This is a genomic window from Polynucleobacter sp. JS-Fieb-80-E5 (genome assembly GCF_018882015.1).
GTDB lineage: Bacteria > Pseudomonadota > Gammaproteobacteria > Burkholderiales > Burkholderiaceae > Polynucleobacter.
The window spans coordinates 1-1,321 of sequence record NZ_JACVPH010000012.1 but is presented as its reverse complement, the minus strand read 5'-3'; the positions used below and the strand labels follow the sequence as shown (position 1 = coordinate 1,321).

Genomic DNA, 1,321 nt, shown 5'->3' with positions numbered 1-1,321 from the left:
CGGTACGTACCGGACACATGCTTTACGTCCGGTACCGACCACATGGTTTACACCTTTACCAATCACATCCCCAATACTTTGGGACCAAATGGGTTTTCTAAGGCTTGTACCCGAGAAGACTCCATATCAAAGTAAGCCATATCGTAATCCATAAAGCTGACTAACCATACGTCGTCTTCGACTTGGCGCAGGCCCACGTCATGACCAGCGAACACCGTACTAAAGTGAATCTTCTTACCATCAAGGCAGATGCGTCCGCAGTTAGTCACGGTCACCGTCTTATCGTGGAAGGGATAACTCACATCGGGTAGCCCTTCATATTTTCGGGTCGAGGGGGTATAGAGCTGTGCCGGTTTTTTCATCTCCAGTGCTTGATGGGGCCGCTCATAGTTGTACTCATGGATAAAGTCTTCGAACTTATCTTGCTGTTGCAAAAGTGTTTTGGCAGGGGGTTTAGTCGTCGCTTGCTTGAGCGTTAAATGCATGCGTTCATGGCGACCATTTTGCTGTGGATTGCCGGGCTTGATGCGCTCAATACCAATGCCTAAACGAAGCCACCACACCGATAGACTACTTAAACCATAGAGCGCATTAGCGCAGGCAAACGGCACACCGTTGTCTGAGCGGATGGAGCCTGGCAGCCCATACTCTTTGAAGAGTTGCTCAAAGACCGTAAAAGCCTGCGCTTCGCGAGTACTCTCTAGGCCTTCACAGCAAATGAGGAAGCGAGAGGCATAGTCCGTCACGGTTAAGGGGTAACAGTACTGCTTATTACCCAGCATAAACTCCCCTTTGTAGTCCACGCACTATAGAGCATTCGGTTCTTTGAGATCCGATAAGTTGGTCCCCGTGAGCTTGGGGTGATGGCGTCTGCGTTTCTTTTTGACTAAGCCATGGCGATCGAGAACGGCATGCACTGTGCTTTTGGCGGGCAATGCTAACTCCGGGTAGTGGGTGTGCAATCGGTCGCGCAATTTAGGAGCGCCCCAGGTCGGGAACTCCTTTTTGAGGTTCACGATCAGTTGCTCGACCTGGAAGGGCAGCCGATTGGCTTGCCTAAAGGGCCTTCTTGATCGATCCGTAAAGGCTTCTAAACCACTGTCTTTATAGCGATCAATGATTTTATGGCCAGTGACTCTGGAGATTCCAAACTCCTGGCAAAGGGTAGCAATCTTCTCGCCATCAAGGTAACGAGATACAAACTTGAGCTTTTCATCCATCTTCGTACTTTCATTCCACGGCATAGTAAGGTCCCTCCTATGCCAAAAACTGTAAAGTATGTGTCCGGTATAAAGTGTTAACTATGTGTCGAGTCGTACAC

The 1,321-nt window shown here is 49.4% G+C and carries 2 protein-coding genes; both read right to left on the bottom strand.

Annotation, left to right across the window (positions count from 1 at the left end; translation table 11 throughout):
- Positions 1-62 precede the first annotated feature (62 nt).
- Positions 63-782 (bottom strand): integrase core domain-containing protein, encoded by a 720-nt coding sequence (locus ICN44_RS12270; protein ID WP_216264207.1) that lies wholly within the window; start codon positions 780-782, stop codon positions 63-65.
- 24 nt (positions 783-806) lie between these two features.
- On the bottom strand, positions 807-1,244 hold the full coding sequence (locus ICN44_RS12265) for a helix-turn-helix domain-containing protein (protein ID WP_216264206.1): 438 nt from the start codon (positions 1,242-1,244) through the stop codon (positions 807-809).
- Between the last annotated feature and the right edge of the window lie 77 nt (positions 1,245-1,321).

What these genes read in the sequence shown, in the direction of transcription:
- ICN44_RS12270 (WP_216264207.1), bottom strand. Translation starts at nt 782, where the DNA reads ATGCTGGGTAATAAGCAGTACTGTTACCCCTTAACCGTGACGGACTAT.
- ICN44_RS12265 (WP_216264206.1), bottom strand. Translation starts at nt 1,244, where the DNA reads ATGCCGTGGAATGAAAGTACGAAGATGGATGAAAAGCTCAAGTTTGTA.